The organism is Clostridia bacterium (genome assembly GCA_026414765.1).
Classification (GTDB): Bacteria; Bacillota; Clostridia; order Acetivibrionales; family DSM-27016; genus SKW86.
The window spans coordinates 67,075-86,760 of the sequence record JAOAIJ010000006.1; the positions used below are offsets into that span (position 1 = coordinate 67,075).

Here is a 19,686-nt window from a genome sequence, read left to right on the forward strand (position 1 = left end):
TATACCAGTCACGATATCTTGAAATAATCTACTCTTTTCCTTAAAAGCAGCTTTATATCCGAATTGAAGAACAACAGCATCAGACATAGCAAAGCACAAGGATAAAGAATAAGCCCAAGATACCAGTCCAGAAAATAGCTGGATGCAAAAAAGCACATACTTACACAAACCTGATATATAGTTTGTTTTTTATACCTGTTGCCCAGTAATTTGTGGAAAAATGCATTATTGAGAAGAAGCCAGAAAAAATTAGTCAGACATGCTGCAAAGGCAATAGCTTCTATATCCTTAAAAACAACAAAAGCACCCAGCACAAATACTGCATTGATAAATAAGGCTATAGCATTATTTATTATGAATTCCTTTTGTTTTCTCAAAACTTTGAAAAAGTTATTACACACAATACCGATTTGTGCATTGAAAACCGAGGCGGAAAAAAGGAACTGCATTACTATGATACTCCCCTTATATTCGGGCATGAAAACAATAATGAAAAATTTTACTGCAAAAGAAGCCGTCAGAAGGATAAAACAGATATTAATAACAAATATCTGCATTCTTTCAAATAAAAGGCCATACCCCTCCTCCCGGGTTCTTGCCAGATAAGGATAAACCACCTTACTGATTGCAGCAAGCACAAGGGATACCATATTTACTATGGATACTGCAAAGGAATACAAGCCAAATTCTTTTACCGAAAAACTGCTGTCTAAAACAAACCGTCCTGTTCCCAGCAATAAAACAATTATAAAGTTCCCAATCATCTGGAAAAATCCATTTTTTAGCAGCTGCAACAAATCCTTTGAGTTTCCTTTTACTTTTTCTGAAGGGCCAAATATTATATCCCTGGCATAATATATCCTTACAACGAGTTCCAGTATGTTTATAGCGAAAAGCAGAACAATAAAAGCTGTATGCAGCCTGATACCGAACATTATAAAACTCAGTGCCAGAGCTACAAAGGAAGCCCTCGTCACTATTGCTGTTACCGAATTGAAGCGGAACTGCCTGGTTATGTCATTTACCTGCCCCAGGTATGACGACAGGTTGAGAATGAGAATATTAAAGCATATAAGCACATTGATGAGAATGCTGCTTTTTTCACCAACAAGCAGAAAACTAATCAGGAATATTGAAATAACGGATATTACCTGAACATATAGTAAAAACCTAAAGTACATCCTGAATTTTGCCCTTGGAAGCTTGTCATAATCATATGCCCCATAATGAATGCTAATACCATCATTAAACCCGTAATGAAAAAATGTGCTGTACCCAGAGTAAAAACCAAAACGCACATAGTGGCCATACTCAGCTACTCCTAATGATTTGGGGAGGATAAAACCCGTAACCAACGATAGAAAAAAGGATATTCCATTTGAAAATACTACATATAAAAAGTTTTTTACTATAGAATTCTGCTTCTGTTTAGTTTTAATTAGTGCTATGTTCATCTATAATATACTCCTCTGCTGCAAGTCATCCGCATATTGTTTCCCTGAATCCTGCGTTGCAACTATCTTTTTGGGACAAAACAGGCTTTCCGATTCCATCTAACGGCCATTTTATCCCTATTTCTGAATCATTCCACATAATACCGCCCTCATCCTCCGGGTGGTAATAATCCGTGACCTTATACGAGAATTCTGCCTCATCGGACAGCACAAGGAATCCGTGTGCAAACCCTTCGGGAACGTAAAACTGTTTCTTGTTTTCTGCTGAAAGCAGCACACCGTACCATTTGCCGAAAGTAGCCGAGTTTCTCCTAAGATCAACAGCTACATCAAACACCTCGCCGGAAATTACCCTTACAAGCTTTCCCTGCGGAAAGCGCTTCTGAAAATGCAACCCCCGTAAGACACCTTTTTTGGATTTTGACTGATTATCCTGAACGAAATCCATTTTCAAACCAATTTCATTGAAATCCTTCTTATTGTATGCTTCCATAAAATACCCGCGGTTATCTCCAAAGACAGTAGGCTCTATAATGCACAACCCGTCTATACCCGTCTCTATAAGTTTAAATTTATTCAAAACTGTACCCCCAAAATAAAATTAGTATTGTGACAGCTTGGTAAATTTTTTGGGTAGAGCGTATGCGTAGAGGATATAGAGACTGTTAATCCAAGCGAGGAGAAGTCAAATCTTGTCTGAACGAAGGGAGTCTGATTTGACCTGAGCTGGCTTTATCAGTATCTTGTACTCGCAGCATTTAGTTATAGTAATAAAATTCACCAGGTACTACGTGTTAATTTATCCTGCATTATCATACATTTTATTGTAGTAATTTTCGTACTCACCACTCGTTACATGCTCCATCCATTCCCTGTTGTCAAGGTACCATTGTATTGTTTTCACAATTCCTTCTTCAAATAGCACTTCCGGCTGCCATCCCAGTTCATTTCTGATTTTTTCCGGATCAATACCGTAACGCCTGTCATGTCCTTTCCTGTCACCCACATAGGTTATCAGCCCTTCTGTTATTGACCTGTCTACATGGTCATGCAGATACCCTATTACTGTTTTTACTATCTGGATGTTTGTCCTCTCATTATGACCACCAATATTATAAACTTCTCCAAGCCTGCCTTCATGCAGCACCATATCTATTGCTCTGCAGTGGTCTTTCACAAAAAGCCAGTCCCTTATATTCAGGCCATCTCCATAAACCGGAAGGCTTTTTTTCTTAAGTGAGTTGTTTATGAGAAGCGGAATAAGTTTCTCGGGAAATTGATATGGACCGTAATTATTACTGCACCTGGTTATATTAACCGGCATTCCATATGTATCAAAATATGCTTTCACCAGCATATCTGCCCCGGCTTTGCTTGCAGAATATGGACTATGGGCATCGAGAGGTGTTGTCTCGGTAAAGTATCCTGATTCACCCAAAGAACCATAAACCTCATCAGTAGACACCTGTAGGAACTTTCTTCCTTCACTTTTTCCCGCATCCACCTTCCATACATTCTTTGCAGCGTTCAGCAGACTTAACGTCCCGTTTATGTTTGTCCTCACGAAAATGTCCGGGTTTTCAATGCTTCTGTCAACATGGCTTTCAGCAGCAAAATTTACAATATAGTCAAAATCATATTTTTGCATCAAACCCTCAACCAAATCTGTATCGCAAATATCGCCATGCACAAAGACATGCTTTGGGTTTCCTTCCGCGGTTTTAAGATTTTCCAGATTTCCTGCATATGTAAGTGCATCAAGGTTAACTATTTTATAATCATATTTCTCAAGCATGTATAGTACAAAATTGCTTCCGATAAATCCGGCACCACCGGTCACAAGTATATTTTTCATAATTCATCCATCCTCGTAGTTTATAGTTACTTATTTTTCTTATGATCAGGTTATGAAAAACACATCAGTGCTTATCAATTTGCCTTCAGGTATTCTTCCACTGCCTCATCCCATGTTCTGAAGCGGTTCATCCCATGAATGTTAAGCATAAAATTATCCAGTACAGAGTATTTGGGTCTGTGTGCAGGTCTTGCCAACTGTTCAGTTGTAATTGCATTGACCTTTATATTTATACCTTTTAGAGAGAATATCTTTTTTGCAAAATCATACCAGCTGCAATAACCCTCGCAGGTTGCATGATAAGTACCATAATTATATGTATCAGTAAGATCCAGAATGCATGCTGCCAGGTCCTTAGTGCTGGTAGGACTTCCTATCTGATCGTTGACTATACTTACTTCATCCTTTTCTTTTGCCAGCTTCAGTATGGTTCTTACAAAGTTGTTTCCCTCACCGTAGAGCCATGCAGTCCTTACTATGAAATGCCTCGGATTGGTTTCCCTCACCAGTCTTTCTCCCAGCTCCTTGCTCTTGCCATATACACTCATAGGATTTACATGGTCAAATTCCCTTCGAGGCTGGTTTGTATTGCCGTCAAACACATAGTCGGTAGAAACCTGGATAATGGAAGCCCCGACTTCAAACGCAGATATGGACAAATTCCTCGCCCCTATAGCATTGATCTGATATGCCATATTCTCATTGGATTCGCATCCGTCAACATTTGTGTATGCAGCACAATTAATTACAGCATCAGGCCTTTCGTTCTTTATTAAAGCCCATACTTCTTTTTCATTTGTTATATCCAGGTTATGTACATCTGTAAGTATCAATGTATTATTCCGTCCGATTGCTTCATTCTGCTTCACGATCTCATTACCTAACTGTCCATTTGCCCCTGTTACTAGTATTTTCATTTTCTTTTACTCCATTTTTTCTTTTTTATTCTTCTTTTAAAATAGTATCCGTATATGTCAAAATACTTTCTGTATTCGGATTTCTTAACTTTATTCAGTACTACACCCAAAAAATTCACATTTGCTTTCAGCAGCTGGTCTCTGGCACGTTTAAAGCCTGACATCTTAATCCTGCCGGTAGAAACGATCATTATGGCCGCATCGGCAAGAGAAGCCACAATAGCAGCATCAATCACACTTCCCAGAGCCGGAGTATCAAGTATAATAAAATCATATTCCTTTTCTGCTTTAGCTAAAAATTCCTTGAATTCATTGCTGGAAAAATATCCTGTCGGGTCCAGGTGCTTCGGACCGCTCGGCAGGAAAAACAGATTTTCTATATTGGTTGCCCGTACTACCTGATCCATGTAAAGCTTGTCTGAGATTACTGTGGAAAGTCCTGTATCAACATCTGCGCCGTATGTTTTATATTCAAGGCTTTTTCTCATATCGGTATCTATGAGAAGCGTATTAAACCCTGCACGCGCATAGTTAATAGACAGGTTAATGGAAGTAGTTGTTTTTCCTTCTGAAGCATTATAGCTTACTATTGCCAGCTTCTTTATTTTTTTGTTATTGCCCGCAAAACTGATATTCGTTCTTAATGTAGATAATGCTTCCTGCACAACTGCGTTTTGGTTTTCGTAAAATTCTATTATTGACATTCAATCATTAATCTCCTATTTGATACTCATTTTCGGTATGATTCCTATTACATTGCATTCAAGCCTTTTCTCAGCTTCTTCAACAGTTTGCAGCTTCGTATTTGTTAACTCAAGGAAGTATATTGCCGTTACAGATAATAAAAACACAGCCATAAATGCAGTAATTATCTTCATTCTATGGTCAAGGTTTATTGGGAGAACCGGGGTTTTTGACACATCAAGAATACTCAGATTATTTCCGTTTGTCAGCTCGTTTATTTTATTAATAAAGGCCCTGCTGATAGAATTTGCAATATCCCTTGCTCTATCAGGCTTTGTATCCAGTACGGTAACCAAAAGCACATTCGAATCATTTTTCGAGGATATATTGACCCTTGCTGCAATTGCTTCAGGAGGTATATCATTAAGTCCAAGCTCTTCCACGACAGTGGAGGTAACCTTATAACTTTTGATCAACTCCCTGTAGTCCTTGACCAGCATCCTGTTTACAAGCAAGCTGTCTGAATTTACTTTTCCCGATATATCGCTGTAATTTCTGGTTAGTGCATAAAGAGAGGCATTTGCCTGATACAAAGGTACTGTTTTGTTTGTATAGTAGTACCATGCAGCCCCCCCTGCCAGACTTGATAACAATAGTATGATCCAGGATCTGCGGATCAGTAATTTAAACAACCTTTGAAAATCTATCATTAAACTCCCCCTCACAGACGGCTCACTTAATAACTCTCAACAATCTTATCTCCTATCCCTATACCACTCAGCACCTCAACATTCTTGCCCGATTCTATTCCCTTTTTTACCTCTACAACTTCAGTGCCTCCATATTTGTAGCGTTCTACCCAGTATTTTGCGCCATTACTTCTAAGAGCGGATTTGGGAATTACAATCGCGTTTTTCTTTTCCTCCGTGCTGATAGATACCTCATAAGGCTCATTTATAAGAATATCATCAGGCAGATTTTCAACAAGGAAATAAACCATGGATTTCACTTTGACACCAGGCTCTTCAGGCTTGATAAGATCCCCTGGCGACGGCTCATAGACAGCCCCCCTAAATTCTTTTCCATTTATCTTAACCTTAAGTTTCAATCCAGACTCATATCCCTCAAGATCACCGGAATTAAATTTCATTACCAGGTCCCCAGGATCTACAAGTCTGGCAAACTTCCAGTTTTCTCCCACAAAATCGTTAAGTGCTACCTTATCCAGGAAAGTAATTGTTCCCGGCCGGTTCGCTTTAAGAGTACAATTTGATTTCAGCTTCTGCTGATACTCAAGTTCTTTCTTGAGAGTATCAAGATCCATATCTGTCAGTTCACTGTTTTTTGTAGTGTTTTCCAGTCTCCTCTTGGCAGAATTATAGTTTATGACAGCTTTTTTATATTGATCTTCTCTTTGCTTTAAAATATTCTTTCTGGTGCGCTCCCTTATTTTTTCCAGGCGTGCTTTCCGCTGTTTCAGTATTTCCTTCTGATTCTTTGCATCCTCTATTTGATTCGGTTTAAGGTCAGCTGGTATCGGTTTGTTCAGATTCATTACAATTTCGTTATAGCTGGCCTCGTCAAATGCAAATTCCATTTCTTCGTTTATACTCTTATTTTTCTCTTCCATAGCTGTGTTCAGCTCCATAAGTGCCAGCTCTACAGCTTCTTCAGCGTTTTTAATATCGTTCCTGATTTGGAATATCCTTTCTTTTGTCTTGGAAATATTGCTTTGCAACTGTTTTATTCTGAATTCCAGATCTTCAGAATAAGTCTCGGCTATTATCTGACCTGCTTTCACCTTGTCATACAGCTTTATATTAAGCGTCTTAAGTACTCCGGAAACCCCTCTGAAATATAGGCTGGTTTCTCTGGCTGGAACAAAAACACCTACACCGGATACATTTGAAGAAATTGTGCCTGCTTTGACTTCATAAAGGCTGTCTTCATCTATGGAACCGGGCTTGTCTGCCGGTGATGAAAATGATGGTGCGGTACGGCTCGTACAGCCTGTCAATCCTACAGCAAATATTATTAATATAATAAATGTTACTATCTTAAATACACTTCTCTTCAATCAATCATCCTCCGCATCTAACCACACTAATATCATTCTTTATGGTCAGATAAAATTTTATTTTTTCTTTAATATGAACATTGCAATCTCCGGCCGGTTTGTAAACCGTACTCCTATTCTGTCGCCCGTATAACCGATTCCTTTACTCACATACATAACCGCCTTAGCATTATCGGGACGCTCAGTTGTATAAAAACCATACCCATACTCAGGGAAGAATCCTTGTCCCGGGGAATATAGGACAGGCAGAAATGGAAGTCTGATCTGTCCTGCATGGGTATGCCCCGACATTACAAAATCCGCTCCGTTTTTTGCCAGCTCTTTGAATGTTACAGGTTCGTGGATCATCGTTATACTGAAATCCTGTATGGCAACATCCCTAAATGCCAAATCCGGCCTATCCATCCCGTACTGATGGTCCGAAATACCTACCATCCACATATGGGCTTTGCCTCTTGTTATTTTTACAGCATCATTTTCAAGTATAACTGCACCCCTATCTGAAAGAAGCTTTTCAAAGCCACTTATCCCTGGCTTGTAATCGTGATTTCCACCTACAAAGTAAACGGGATATTTTTTTGCTATCTCACCGACATAATCGGCTACCCGGGTAATAATACCCCTGCCGTTGTCTATCAAGTCTCCCGTAATACAGACGCAGTCAATTCTTATACCCATTTTGCCCGCTTTTTCTTCAGCGATTCCCATGAAGTCTTTCTTTAATCCTCTCAGATTTCTGAAATGAATATCACTCAGCTGTACTATGGTGTACCCGTTAAATTCCTCAGGAAGCTTATCCGGATTTATGTTATATATATTTACTTCAACCCAGGTGTTGCTGAGGTATAAATTCAGAATTACCAGTATAAGAAGTGCTGCCAGTATAACCATCATTTTTTTCTGTTTAGCTAACTTTAAGCTATCCCGCATAACCAGCTTTAGCAAACTTAAATCTCCTAACCCGCAATCATAGGCTTAAATATTTCCCTGAACTACAGAATAAACCAATTACACATTTTTGCTGTAAATAAGTTATTTTCATTGCCATTTTTTTACTGTTTTGATATAATTTTAAATGTTTTAGAAATGTTTGTCAAATAGTAATTGATTTACAATCAACTAACCCAGAATGAAATGTTTACTTACTGACGATATTGGAATAGGTGATACAGGGGATGAAAATCGGCTTTATAAGCAATCGGGAAACAACTGATATTAAGTCCTGGTCCGGAACGTTATTCTATCTGTTTAAAACTTTGGAAAAGGAGTATGAAGTTGAGTGTGTATATATAAGAGATAATCTCCTAGAGTTTTTGTACTTAAAGTTAATGTACTTTTTTTACAATAAAATAGCCGGAAGGAACATATCGCCCGAGCACACTTTTCTTTACGCAAAGTTAAAGAGTTATAAGCTTGATACATATCTGAAGACAAAACAAAGTTGCTTTGATGTGCTCTTTGCCCCCATAGGGTGTCAGGTAATTGCTTTTGCCAAAACGAAAATTCCGATAATCTATCTTTCAGATGCTACTTTTGCATCTATGATAGACTATTACCCCGAGTATACAAATCTTCCTTCATGGAATGTCAGGCAGGGTAATTACATAGAAGCACAGGCTATTATGAAATCAGACAAGATAATATTCAGCTCGGACTGGGCAATGGAAAGTGCTGTTAATAATTATCATGCAGACAGATCAAAGCTATATGTCATTCCTTTTGGTGCCAACATTGACGACCAATTTCTTGAAGAAGACTTCCAAAAGGAAAAGGACAGGCTGAAATTACTTTTTATAGGCGTAAATTACTTGCGGAAAGGCGGCGGTATAGCTGTTAAAACTGCAAATGAAATAAAAAACCGCGGTTTTGAATGCGAAATCAGTATTATAGGATGTGCCCCTGATGAAAGGCATTACAAAGATGAAGGCGTAAAAATAATAGGTTTCCTGAATAAAAACAATTCCAAAGACGCAGAGAGGCTGACAGCAGAAATGAAAAGCTCCCATTTCCTCATTCTGCCGACAAAAGCGGAGTGTGCGGGTATAGTCTTTTGTGAAGCTTCCTGCTATGGTGTGCCCAATATAACTTATGATACAGGCGGCATAGCAAACTATGTGGAAAACAATATAAACGGTTTCAGGCTTCCTTTGGAAGCGGACGAAAAGCAATTTGCAGATAAAATACTTGAATTCTTTCAGGAAGGAATTTATGAGGATATCAGTTCTTCATCAAGATTGAAGTACAAACGCGAATTGAACTGGGATACGTGGCTGCGCAAATTCAAAACGGTATTCAATAATTAGTCTCTATAGGAGGGTAGGATTTTTTATATATGAAGGACACTGCAATAATAATTCTGACCTATAACGGGATAAAAAACACTATAGACTGCATCGAATCTTTAAAAAAGCAGACTTATAAAAACTATGACATTGTGCTGGTGGATAATAAGTCGGAAGATTATACGGTAGAAATCGTCAAAGCCCGCTTTCGTAATGTATTGGTTATTGAAAACATGGAGAATCTTGGATATGCGGGTGGCAATAACGTCGGACTTTCCTATTGCATAAGTATGGGATACAAGTATGTATTCGTCATTAATAACGATATCACCCTTGAGCCTGATGCTTTAGAAAAGCTTATCCATTTTAGCGAAAGTCATAATGACGTATGTGTGGTAGGCCCGGTAAACCATTCATTTTTTAATAAAGAAGAAACACAATTTCTTTACAGCTCCCTTCTGATGGAAAAATATGAATTCAGAGTTTATACTGATGCTGAAAACGGCAGGAAGGAATATGAAACAGATTATGTAAACGGAGCTGCAATGCTAATCAAAACACAAGTGCTTAAAGATATAGGTTTATTTGACGACAATTACTTTCTATTCTGGGAAGAGTCGGATTTGTGTCTCAGGATAAGACGTCACGGCTATAAGTGCATGGTACTGACTGATTCGGTAATATACCATAAGGAAAGTGCATCATTCAGTGATACAAACTATTCACCTTTAAAAAATTACTATCTGCAAAGAAACAAGCTTTACTTTTTTAAGAAAAACTTCAGTACAAGTTATAATTTCAGATTTTATTTATACTGCTTGGACAGGACTGTTAAAATGCTTGTCAAATGTCTTTTAAAGAAACCCGCAAGCTTTTATGGTTTGCTCAAAGCATTCTTTTATGCATATACAGACTTCATGTTCAAAAGAATGGGTAATAGAAACGCAATAATACAGAAATAGGAGTGGTAGAGTTTTGGATAAGGAAATATTTCTAGTAGAAGACGGCGGCTTCGGAGGTTGGGCGCTGCACGCTTTTGTTATTTGTACTGCACTGAAAGAGCAGGGTATAGATGTACACCTGCTTACAAACAAGGAATATGAATTTGACAGCTTTGAAAAAAACTTTAAGGTATCGAAGATTTTTGAACCCATAAAGAAGAGAGAAAAGCAAAGTAAAGCGGTCTGGCTGCTAAACAGATTTTATGTGTACTATACAAATACAAAAAAACTTCTTGACTTTTTGAAAGATAAGAGTAACTATATAGTCCATTTTTATTCGTCAAACTACTTTCTCAACGGGCCTGCAAACAGTCTTCTTCCCAGGGATGTAAAGGTTGTATCAAACATACATGACGTGGAACCTCACTACAATAAAGGTACATATTATATGAAGCTTCAGGGATTTCTCACCAGAAAAGCACTGGTAAGAGCCAACAAGCTGATTGTGTTTACCAATGAAGGTGTCCGGGAGCTGTTGCAAAAAACAGGAGGGGAGAAAAAAGTAGCATTTGTTGAGCATGGACAAGTTTATCTTCCGGGAGCTTTTTCCAAAACACAGGCAGCGGAGTATAAACCCTCCTCTAAACTAAGGTGTCTTTGCTTTGGTTCATTGCGTCCCAATAAGGGTTTTGAGGTTTTGCTCCAATCTGTTGCAGAAATGAATGATGCAGAAAAGCAAATGCTTGAAGTAAAAATTGTCGGCCAAGCAGAAGATCCCTCATACTATAACACCCTGGCCGGCTTTTTAAAGGATAACGGGCTGGAAACCTGTGTGGATCTGCAGAACAGATATGTGGATATCTCTGAAATCCATACATGTTTTAAGGATATTGACCTTGTAATATTGCCCTATACGCACTTTCATTCGCAAAGCGGTGTAATATATCTTGCTCACTCTTTTGGAATACCTGTACTGGTTACAGACCTGGCAGGGCTGAAGGAGCATATAGAAAAAACCTCTGCCGGCTTTATGGTACGTCATTCTGATGCACACAGCCTGAAAAACGAGCTGGTCAGGATTGCCTCTGAGCCATCTCAGCTAGTTGAAAAGAGGGAATATGTAAAAAAATATATGAAAACAGCCCTGGACGGCTGGAAATTAATATCAAGAGAATATCAGAAGATTTATGAGAGCGTATAATCCGGTACAGCATTTCAAAGCCTTATGCCTGGTTAACCCGGTCGCGCCGGCATAAAAGAAATGATTTGAATGAAATGCTGTATTTTTTTGAATTCTACTGTAAAAATAAGTAATTAATTCCTGTTTGTACTATTAATATAAATAATTAACGGAGTGTTTAAGATGAAAATTATTGCAATGCATTTGCCGCAGTTTCACAGAATACCTGAAAATGACAAGTGGTGGGGTACGGGGTTCACCGAATGGGTGAATGTCCGAAACTCCAAGCCGGTATTTGAAGGCCACAATCAGCCCCGGGTACCTTACAATGAGTATTACTATGACCTTACCGATAGGGAAGCCCGTGTATGGCAAGCCCAATTAGCAAAAAAATATGGTATTTACGGTTTTTGCTACTATCATTATTGGTTCAATGGAAAAAAACTGCTGGAAAAGCCCATTGAAGCACTTCTTGAGGACAAGGAGCCGGACTTTCCATTCTGTCTTTCATGGGCAAACGAGCCTTGGTCAAGAGCCTGGGAAGGCAAAGAAACACAGGTACTGATGCCTCAAGTTTATGGTGCTGAACCTGAATGGAAGGAGCATATAGATTATCTTATAAAATTCTTTAAAGACCCAAGATATATAAAGATCGACAACAAGCCAGTTTTTTTAATATACCGCACATCAAGCATCCCTGATCTTGACAGGATGATAGAATTGTGGACCAAAGAAGTAAAAAACTCGGGCTTGCAAGGTATATATCTTATTGAAACTCTGAACTCATTCCAGAAGGTATCAAATACTGAATTATCCGATGCAGTTATGGAATTTGAGCCAATGTTTACGATAAAACATGAAATAAGCCCGGCTGCCAAGATAAAAAGGTTATTGAATAAAAAAACGGGTCAACCGGATATTCTGGATTTCAATTCAATATGGAATATCATACTCAAAAGAAGGAATGTGTATGGCAAAAAAACCATCTTCAGGGGAGCATTTTCAGGCTGGGATAATTCACCCCGAAAAGGCAAAAAAGCTACCATTCTCAAGCACGGATCTCCCGGAAAGTTTGGGCATTATTTGAGACAGCTTGCACAGCAGAAAACAAGAATAAACATAAATGAAGATTACATATTTATAAATGCATGGAACGAGTGGGCTGAAGGGGCTTATCTCGAGCCGGATTGTTCCACGGGATTCGCATATCTTGAAGAAATCAAGCGGTTAGTGAATGAAACAAATACAGGAAAAGAGGGTAAAATTCATGGATATCTCAGTAGTAATAGTTACATATAATAACAGGGATCTTGTAACAGACACAATAGCCTCCCTATATAAAAGCAGGTGCAGCTGCGCCTTTGAAGTCATTGTCGTAGATAATGACTCGGTGGATCACACCGCATCGGCAGTCGAGCACAGCTATCCCAATGTGAAAGTAATAAGAAGCAGCAAAAATCTGGGGTTTTCCAGAGCAAACAACATAGGCATATCGAAAGCCTCCGGCAAATATATCTTACTGCTGAACCCTGATGTAATTATGTTTGATGATGTATTGGACAAAATGGTCAGGTTTATGGATCAAAATCCCGACTGCGGTGCGTCATCCTGCAAACTCCTGAATCCGAACGGATCTTTGCAGTATTCCGTAAGGAGATTTGCAGGCTTTGTTGATATACTCCTGTGCAGAACTCCTTTAAAGAAATTTGTTCCTGAGGCTGTAAGAAACAAAGTGGACCATTACTATCTCATGAAGGATTGGGATCATAATGAAATTATGGAAGTGGATTGGTTTTTAGGTGCCTTCATGCTGTTGAGGAAGGAAGCACTGCAGAAAGTAGGCGGCCTGAACGAAAAGTTTTTTATGTATTTTGAGGATGTAGACCTGTGTTACCGTATCCGCAAAGAAGGCTATAAGGTAATGTATTACCATAGTCCCAGCATTGTTCATATCTATAGCCAGGATAGTGTAAAAAGCTTTGGAAAGATGTCGCTAGTCCACTTATCCAGCTGCTTTAAGTTCTATATGTCACATATTAAGCTGTTATTTCACTCCCTATATTTTATAAACAATAATCAGCACAAGGAGGAAATGAGTTCATTATGAAAGGAATAATACTGGCAGGCGGTGCAGGTACCCGCCTTCATCCTTTGACACTTGCAGTATCAAAACAGCTGCTACCTATATACGACAAACCGATGATATATTACCCACTGTCCGTCCTGATGCTTGCAGGTATAAAGGAAATATTGATTATATCTACTCCAAGAGACCTTGTTCTTTTCAAATACCTGCTAAAAGACGGAAGCCACCTTGGAGTAAAGCTTGAATACAAGGTTCAGGAACAGCCTCGCGGCCTCGCTGAAGCATTCATAATTGGCAGCGACTTTATCGGTAACGATTCGGTAGCATTAGTGCTGGGGGATAACGTCTTTTACGGACAAAGCTTCAGCAGTACGCTTGATAAGGCTGTATCACGTCTGGATTCAGCGACAATTTTCGGATATTACGTTAAGGATCCGACTGCCTATGGGGTAGTGGAATTTGACCAGGACGGAAATGTTCTGTCTATTGAGGAGAAGCCAAAGAAGCCTAAATCACACTATGCAGTGCCAGGCTTATACTTTTACACAAATGAAGTAATTGAAATAACAAAAAATCTTAAGCCCTCTGCCAGAGGAGAACTCGAAATAACAGATGTCAATACTGAGTTCCTTAAAAGGAACAAGCTTAAAGTCGAAATCATGGGCCGCGGGATGGCCTGGTTTGACACAGGAACCTATCAGGGACTGCTGGAAGCAGGTAATTTTGTAGAAGCAGTTCAAAAAAGACAGGGACTGTATATAGCTTGTGTGGAAGAAATCGCGTATATAAAGGGTTTTATCGGAAAGGAACAGCTGCTTTCACTAGCATCTAATCTGGATAAGACAGATTACGGCACTTACCTGAAAGAACTTGCTGTTTGATTTATTCAAATATACGAAAGGTGTTACAGCATATGCCCAAAGTTTCAATAATTATTCCTGTATATAAAAGTGAAGCTTACCTCCATAAATGTCTCAGTTCAGTAGTCAATCAAACACTAAGGGATATAGAAATAATCGTAGTAAACAACGCTTCCCCGGACAACAGCCAGTATATCATTGATAAATTTGCAGAAAGCGATACCCGTATAAAACTGATAAAAAATAAAGAAAATGAGGGTATATGCCAGGCAAGGAATGCAGGTCTGAAAATAGCTGAAGGTGAATATGCAGGCTTCCTTGATGCTGATGACTGGGTAAAGCCTCAAATGTTCGAATCCATGTACCGTGCAGCAGTAAAAAATTCGGCGGACATGGTAATATGCAATTCCAGAAGTGTCTGTGAGGGCAGAGTACATCCCCCGAGATTTAGTATTGCTAAGGAGTTGATTCACCTAGAAAAAACAGGCTTTGATAACTACATGTACAACTACTATTTCCCTAACAGACATGGTTATGAAAACTGGAACAAGCTTTACAAGCTTGGTATTATCAGAAAAAATGATATAAGCTTCGACGGAAGAATTACATTTGCCGAGGATGCTTTCTTCAACCTGGAATATTTGCTGTTTACAAACACGATTTGCTGTCTGGATATACCCTTACATTTTTATCTGAACAGAAAAGATTCCTTTATAAACATAAAAAATCCCCGGCTTTTGCAGGATTCTCTATTACTATTGGATGAGTTTTATAGAAAAGCCTGCCTAAAAAAGAAACTGCACTTAATAGAAGCAGTTTATCCGTACCTTACCTACCATTGCATAGACTATGTTTTTTCTGCAAGAATCCGTAAAGAAAATACAAGTATACGGAATCTGAACACGGAATTCTTCTTGCTTAAAGAATTTCCCTTCGTGGAGCAGTGCATGGACAGAATTCACTGTGAACGGAAAACTATAGGCAAATATATAAGCTCACTGCTTATTTTAAAAAGATCGTATTTCCTACTGTCATTTTATAAGTATATACAAAAAAAACTTCTGGCATAAAGTTAGGAGATAAATATATGGATGTTAATCAAAAAATAATAATTGATCTTCTGTCTTGCGTACTCCGGAAGAGAGTGCCAGATGAGAGTATAGTAAAAGGTGCAGAATGGAATGCTCTATGGAAGGAAGCCAGAGCTCACGATATATCTGCTATGCTATACCCTGCTCTGAAAAATCTTACTGCTTTTAAAAAGCAGAGTAAGGAGCTGCAGGATAAATGGCAGCGTTCAGCACTGGTAGCTGCATCAATGCAGAGTTATTGCTTCATGGAAATTGTGAGAGTATTCGAGGCATTCAAGGAGAATGGCATTTCTGTTATTGCACTGAAGGGGCTTATTCTCAGGAAACTATACCCTCAGCCTGAGCTCCGCACAATGGGCGATGCCGATATTCTGGTACATAATGAAGATTTAGGCCGTGTGAGGGATTTACTTACAACCATGGGATATACCCCCGATAGCGACAACGAGGTGCATATCCACTTCAATCATCCAAATTGTCTTCCTATAGAAGTACACTGGTCACTGATCAATGAAAGATTTGTAAAAGGTGCTGAAAAATGGGAAAAAACTGTATGGGAAAATTCTGTGCCGGCAGACGGACTCGGTGGGTCCGCTCTGATGCTTTCTCTTGAAGATCACATACTCCATCTTTGTCTTCACATGGCAGTTCACATAATGCATTCTGGTTTTGGTCTGCGTCAGCTCTGTGATCTGGTCTTGCTTATCGAATCGGCAAGTAAAGATATTGACTGGGACTTATTCTGCCAGAAGGCAAAGTTCTGCAGATTGGAACGCTTTACATGGGCAATCCTTCAGGTATGCAGCAAGTTCTTCAACCTGGAGGTTCCGGAGCCTGTAAAAAAACTTACCCATGGAGACAGCAAGTATATACAGCTTCTGGAATATGACGTATTCTCATCGGGAACCTACGGTAACAAAACCTCAGTAAGGCAAATGGGTAATTTGCTTCTTAGAGATGAAAATTATAAAAATTCCGACCCATCAGCCGGAAAACTAAAATACTACTTTAAGCTCGCTTTCCCATCTTCACTGGAACTTGGTGAAAAATACAATTATGCCAGAAGGCATCCCATACTCCTGCCTGCAGCGTGGATTCAGCGGCTTATCAGGAGTCTGTACCGCAAGGATTTGTCGATATCCGACAAACTTGCTCTACCGGAGCTTTATGGCAACCGTGCTAAGCTGATTGACTGGCTGAATCTGAAATAAGCTTTTCGCCATGTTCAAAAATACATCCATCCTCAAGCTTCATTACCCTATTGCATATTTTTAAAGCCGATGGACGGTGTGTGATTATTATGCATGTACGGGCCGGACTCAATCTCTTAATAGAATTCAGTACTTTCATCTCAGTATCTGCATCCAATGCCGAGGTAGCCTCATCCAGAACAAGCACCGGAGTCTTTCTGAGTAGTGCGCGGGCTATAGAAAGACGCTGTGCTTGTCCTTCGGAAAGTCCTAGTCCCCTTTCTCCGATTTTTGTATCAAGGCCGTCTTTCAAATCGTGTACAAACTCCCATGCGCAAGCTGTGCGGAGTGCATCAGTCAGCTCCTTTTCTGTTGCATTTATGTTGCCAAGCCTGAGATTTTCGGAAATAGTACCGGAAAATAAAGTATTGCCTTGCGGCACATAAGATACCAATGTACGGTTTGAAGCTGATGCCTCAGCTTTTTCACCATTCTCATCATAAAAGAAGAGTTTACCGTTAGCAGGTTTAAGCAGTGAAAGCAGCAAACGTATAATTGTAGTTTTTCCTTCACCGGAAGACCCGACAACTGCGACAATTTCCCCGGGTTTTATATCAAAATTTACATTCTTTACCACCGTTTTATCATCTTCATATGCAAAGCTGAGATTTTCAATGCTTATACCCGCTCTATCCCAGCCAAGAGGTGTTTCTTCCCCTCTCTCCCGCGGTAATTTCTCAAGTTCCATCAGCCTGCAGGCTGAAGCCTCGGCAGCTACCAATTGCGGAAATGTACGGGCTAGTCCGATAAACGGGGTTTGGATCTGCCCGACTAACTGAAAGAAAGCCGTAAGTGTACCAAAAGTGGCTGTGCCTTGAAACAACCTCATAGCTCCCCATGCAAAAGCAAGCAGATATCCTATCCAATACCCTATGGAAAGCATCGAATAAGAAACTACACCCAGTCTGTTTCGCCGCAGCACTAGACCCACACGGCTGCTCTGAAGCTTACCAAGCTGCTGGCTGCTCTGCTCTTCCAGGCAGAAGGTTTTCACAATCAGCATGTTTTGTATTGATTCATGAATAAACGCCCTATACCTGCCTTCTGCTTCCTGTATGTTCAAATGCAGTCTTTTAAGCTTTTTTCCGAAGTAACGGTAAAATATCAGGCTCACCGGACTGATTACAAAGGCCAGCACAGCTAGTACAGGGTCAAAAAATATTAAAGTAGCAAACGCTGCCACTAACCGTACACCCAGGGAAAACATACCCGGAAGAATACTGACAATCCCATTTGCCACTACACCGATATCACTTGTCATACGTGTCAATACATCATCACTGTGATACCGGGAAAAGCTCATCCATTCAGCCTTTCCGAGGCACTCAAAGAGTTTCTGACGGATATTGTTTGACATTTTCTCCGATACGGAAACTGTCAAAACTGAATCTCCGGCATTTAACGCTACTTGTGCAATAATCAGGAGGGCAAAGATTATCACTGCTCGTATGGCTTTATCAGCATCTTTCTCCACGGCGGAATCAACAAGGTCTTTCGATACTATTGCCGAGCTTACAGAAAATACAGACAGCAGGACACCTATTACAAGTATTAATACCAGAGAAAAAATAAATGGCCTTATTTGTATACCTACCCATTTTACTACTTTAATTAGCTCCTTCAACCCATGACTCTTCAGTTTCATCTCCTAACTCCCCTCAAACGCCTGTATGTATTGATAATAAAACACCTGAATGGCAGCATCCGGAGCCATAAAGCAGAAAGTAACCTCCACCAGGTAGAAGAACAACATATTCTTTTCCCCTTCCTCCAGACGGCAGTCACAACAGCAGTCAACTGTTCAGGTGCCAGTGGCCCCTCAATCCATTGCTGTGCATCGCCTACCATATAAAAACAATCTGCTTTCTTTGTTAGTACACGGTGCAGTATATATTCTCCGGTACGTCTCTTAATAAGTACGATATCTCCTCTGCATATGGAATCAAAGCATGTTTTTGAAAGCTCTACGCAATCCTCACCCTCTCTAAGAAAGGGATACATGCTCCACCCGGTTACAGTAATTTTCACAGAAGTATCTGTCTGCAGTATTTCTGATATCACGGGAAACATATCTCCCGCCTTCACTCTTTTTACTTCACACATTGGTATACCAACTCCATTGCTTGTCTATCCGGCCTGCATTTAAGCAAGTAAACAGGTGTTGCAGCAACTATCCTTTCAAAAGAATCCATGGCAAGATTCATCATATTATTATCAAAATAAGGTAGGAAACATCTTGCCATAAGCCTATATACAGCCTCTCTGTCAGAAATTCTGCATATTGAATTATCCGGGGCCTGTTCCAGTACAACAATGGCTGTAAGGGGCGCTCTCCTGTTTATGAACTTGTCTGTTGACCCTGCCCACGGTGTACCATAAACAAAGGCTCTTCCATCATGCAGGCGTATTGCAGGAGAATCATCATTAAGAACTCTTACCGAATCTCCCATATACGTCTCCCACAATCTTACATGAGTAGACTTTCCGGTCCCTGACGGCGCAGAAAACACAATTCCCTTGCCCTCAAAATCTATGGAAGACGCATGCATTACTATTCCCTCGTGTTTTAGTATCCGGTTCCTGAATAAGACACCTAAAATATGAAAAGAAATGTATTCTCCCGGAATTATATTATTAAAGCCGTAACTGGCATCATTTTCATAAGTAATAGAAGTATTTCTCCACTCTTCATCAGTATCAAACATTGATACTATATGACCCTTTATTTCCGAGCGCCTGTAGCCGGAAAACCCGCCTTGACTGCTAGGTCTCCTGAACCACTTCACTACGTCATCCATCAGCAGTTCCCCGTCAGGAACATTGATACTTTCTTTTATCTTGAAATCGACTTTTAAATCGGAATTTTTTTTATCATTTGATAAAAAAGGACTCATACGGTTTGCTAAATACGAATTATCACCATTAATACCAATAGTAATATCAGCAACTTCATATTGCGAATACAAAGCAATTCCTCCTCACGTGAAAAAATACCACAATCCTGCCCTG

General features: G+C 39.6%; 19 protein-coding genes. 8 read left to right on the top strand and 11 right to left on the bottom strand.

All coding sequences use genetic code 11. The features are described from left to right. Positions 1 to 8: 8 nt before the first annotated feature. From N3I35_00685 to N3I35_00720, 8 genes are all read right to left on the bottom strand, one after another. Complete coding sequence (locus tag N3I35_00685; GenBank protein MCX8128601.1) at positions 9 to 1,454, bottom strand: oligosaccharide flippase family protein; 1,446 nt, start codon at positions 1,452 to 1,454, stop codon at positions 9 to 11. Between the two features lie 25 nt (positions 1,455 to 1,479). Next, the gene (gene rfbC / locus N3I35_00690) at positions 1,480 to 2,034 is read right to left on the bottom strand and encodes a dTDP-4-dehydrorhamnose 3,5-epimerase (GenBank protein ID MCX8128602.1); all 555 of its coding nucleotides are present in this window, start codon (positions 2,032 to 2,034) and stop codon (positions 1,480 to 1,482) included. Positions 2,035 to 2,253: 219 nt separating this feature from the next. Then, complete coding sequence (gene rfbB, locus N3I35_00695; GenBank protein ID MCX8128603.1) at positions 2,254 to 3,309, bottom strand: dTDP-glucose 4,6-dehydratase; 1,056 nt, start codon at positions 3,307 to 3,309, stop codon at positions 2,254 to 2,256. Positions 3,310 to 3,383: 74 nt separating this feature from the next. Further along, positions 3,384 to 4,226, bottom strand: coding sequence for a dTDP-4-dehydrorhamnose reductase (gene rfbD, locus N3I35_00700; GenBank protein ID MCX8128604.1), 843 nt, complete (start codon positions 4,224 to 4,226; stop codon positions 3,384 to 3,386). Continuing rightward, the gene (locus N3I35_00705; GenBank protein MCX8128605.1) at positions 4,223 to 4,930 is read right to left on the bottom strand and encodes a CpsD/CapB family tyrosine-protein kinase; all 708 of its coding nucleotides are present in this window, start codon (positions 4,928 to 4,930) and stop codon (positions 4,223 to 4,225) included. The genes rfbD and N3I35_00705 overlap by 4 nt, the downstream gene beginning before the upstream one ends. A 15-nt stretch (positions 4,931 to 4,945) precedes the next feature. Next, complete coding sequence (locus N3I35_00710) at positions 4,946 to 5,620, bottom strand: Wzz/FepE/Etk N-terminal domain-containing protein (GenBank protein ID MCX8128606.1); 675 nt, start codon at positions 5,618 to 5,620, stop codon at positions 4,946 to 4,948. Positions 5,621 to 5,646: 26 nt separating this feature from the next. Beyond that, positions 5,647 to 6,987: a biotin/lipoyl-binding protein gene (locus tag N3I35_00715; GenBank protein MCX8128607.1), complete on the bottom strand. Its 1,341-nt coding sequence runs from the start codon at positions 6,985 to 6,987 to the stop codon at positions 5,647 to 5,649. Positions 6,988 to 7,044: 57 nt separating this feature from the next. After that, positions 7,045 to 7,932: a metallophosphoesterase gene (locus N3I35_00720; GenBank protein MCX8128608.1), complete on the bottom strand. Its 888-nt coding sequence runs from the start codon at positions 7,930 to 7,932 to the stop codon at positions 7,045 to 7,047. Positions 7,933 to 8,162: 230 nt separating this feature from the next. Here N3I35_00720 and N3I35_00725 point away from each other — a divergent pair, with 230 nt between their 5' ends. From N3I35_00725 to N3I35_00760, 8 genes are all read left to right on the top strand, one after another. Next, entirely contained in the window at positions 8,163 to 9,290 is a 1,128-nt protein-coding gene (locus N3I35_00725) for a glycosyltransferase family 4 protein (protein ID MCX8128609.1), read from the top strand. A 29-nt stretch (positions 9,291 to 9,319) separates the two neighbouring features. Then, positions 9,320 to 10,231 (top strand): glycosyltransferase family 2 protein, encoded by a 912-nt coding sequence (locus N3I35_00730; protein MCX8128610.1) that lies wholly within the window; start codon positions 9,320 to 9,322, stop codon positions 10,229 to 10,231. Positions 10,232 to 10,244: 13 nt separating this feature from the next. After that, a complete protein-coding gene (locus tag N3I35_00735; protein MCX8128611.1) occupies positions 10,245 to 11,411 on the top strand; it encodes a glycosyltransferase family 4 protein in 1,167 nt (388 codons plus the stop codon). Positions 11,412 to 11,573: 162 nt separating this feature from the next. After that, positions 11,574 to 12,689: a glycoside hydrolase family 99-like domain-containing protein gene (locus tag N3I35_00740; protein MCX8128612.1), complete on the top strand. Its 1,116-nt coding sequence runs from the start codon at positions 11,574 to 11,576 to the stop codon at positions 12,687 to 12,689. Further along, on the top strand, positions 12,658 to 13,497 hold the full coding sequence (locus tag N3I35_00745; protein ID MCX8128613.1) for a glycosyltransferase family 2 protein: 840 nt from the start codon (positions 12,658 to 12,660) through the stop codon (positions 13,495 to 13,497). The genes N3I35_00740 and N3I35_00745 overlap by 32 nt, the downstream gene beginning before the upstream one ends. After that, positions 13,494 to 14,357 (top strand): glucose-1-phosphate thymidylyltransferase RfbA, encoded by an 864-nt coding sequence (gene rfbA, locus N3I35_00750; GenBank protein MCX8128614.1) that lies wholly within the window; start codon positions 13,494 to 13,496, stop codon positions 14,355 to 14,357. The genes N3I35_00745 and rfbA overlap by 4 nt, the downstream gene beginning before the upstream one ends. 32 nt (positions 14,358 to 14,389) lie before the next feature. Beyond that, positions 14,390 to 15,406 (top strand): glycosyltransferase, encoded by a 1,017-nt coding sequence (locus tag N3I35_00755; protein MCX8128615.1) that lies wholly within the window; start codon positions 14,390 to 14,392, stop codon positions 15,404 to 15,406. A 17-nt stretch (positions 15,407 to 15,423) separates the two neighbouring features. Beyond that, the gene (locus N3I35_00760; GenBank protein MCX8128616.1) at positions 15,424 to 16,638 is read left to right on the top strand and encodes a nucleotidyltransferase family protein; all 1,215 of its coding nucleotides are present in this window, start codon (positions 15,424 to 15,426) and stop codon (positions 16,636 to 16,638) included. On the opposite strand, the gene N3I35_00765 is transcribed toward N3I35_00760, so the two are convergent. Genes N3I35_00765 through N3I35_00775 form a run of 3 tightly spaced genes read right to left on the bottom strand, consistent with a single transcriptional unit; the run spans position 16,607 to position 19,643 of the window. Next, positions 16,607 to 18,322, bottom strand: a complete 1,716-nt coding sequence (locus N3I35_00765; protein ID MCX8128617.1) for an ABC transporter ATP-binding protein/permease — start codon at positions 18,320 to 18,322, stop codon at positions 16,607 to 16,609. The two genes, N3I35_00760 and N3I35_00765, sit on opposite strands and share 32 nt — an antisense overlap. Continuing rightward, positions 18,319 to 18,780 carry a S24/S26 family peptidase gene (locus N3I35_00770; protein MCX8128618.1) on the bottom strand — a complete coding sequence of 154 codons (462 nt, stop codon included), beginning with the start codon at positions 18,778 to 18,780 and terminating at the stop codon, positions 18,319 to 18,321. The genes N3I35_00765 and N3I35_00770 overlap by 4 nt, the downstream gene beginning before the upstream one ends. Further along, on the bottom strand, positions 18,768 to 19,643 hold the full coding sequence (locus tag N3I35_00775; protein ID MCX8128619.1) for a hypothetical protein: 876 nt from the start codon (positions 19,641 to 19,643) through the stop codon (positions 18,768 to 18,770). The genes N3I35_00770 and N3I35_00775 overlap by 13 nt, the downstream gene beginning before the upstream one ends. Positions 19,644 to 19,686: the final 43 nt, after the last annotated feature.